Source organism: Paragemmobacter ruber (assembly GCF_009908315.1).
Taxonomy (GTDB): Bacteria; Pseudomonadota; Alphaproteobacteria; order Rhodobacterales; family Rhodobacteraceae; genus Paragemmobacter; species Paragemmobacter ruber.
Window position 1 is genome coordinate 1 of the sequence record NZ_JAAATW010000016.1, and the last position, 656, is coordinate 656.

General features: G+C 70.3%; 1 protein-coding gene. It reads left to right on the plus strand.

Going from position 1 to position 656, the window contains the following annotated elements; translation table 11 throughout:
• On the plus strand, positions 1–656 hold a 656-nt coding region (locus tag GU920_RS19250), incomplete at both ends, for a calcium-binding protein (RefSeq protein ID WP_394351577.1).

The window sequence follows — 656 nt, forward strand, 5'->3', positions numbered from 1 at the left end:
ACGCCCAGCATCATCATCGCCCATGACGGCAATGACTGGGGCGGCGGCCATGCCACCAGCGATGCGGTCTTCGGCGGCGCGGGCGATGACACGCTCGACGGTGGCGGCGGCAATGACACGCTGGCGGGCGAGGGCGACAACGACCTGCTGCGCGGCGACGGCGGCAATGACAGCCTGATCGGCGGCAGCGGCAACGACACGCTGCAGGGCGGCACCGGGAACGACACGCTCGACGGCGGCGCAGGCAGCGACCGCGCGGTCTTCACCGGCCCGGTCACGGAGTACAGCTTCGACTACGGCCCCGGTGGGGCGCTGATCGTCACCGATACCGTTGCCGCCCGCGACGGCACCGACACGCTGACGGGGGTGGAGTTCGCTACCTTCAACGGCGTCACCTACCGCGTGATCAGCGGCGATGACGGGTCCAACACCACGCTGCAAGGCCCCGATGACGGGACGCCCAGCATCATCATCGCCCATGACGGCAATGACTGGGGCGGCGGCCATGCCACCAGCGATGCGGTCTTCGGCGGCGCGGGCGATGACACGCTCGACGGTGGCGGCGGCAATGACACGCTGGCGGGCGAGGGCGACAATGACCTGCTGCGCGGCGACGGCGGCAATGACAGCCTGATCGGCGGCAGCGGCAACGACAC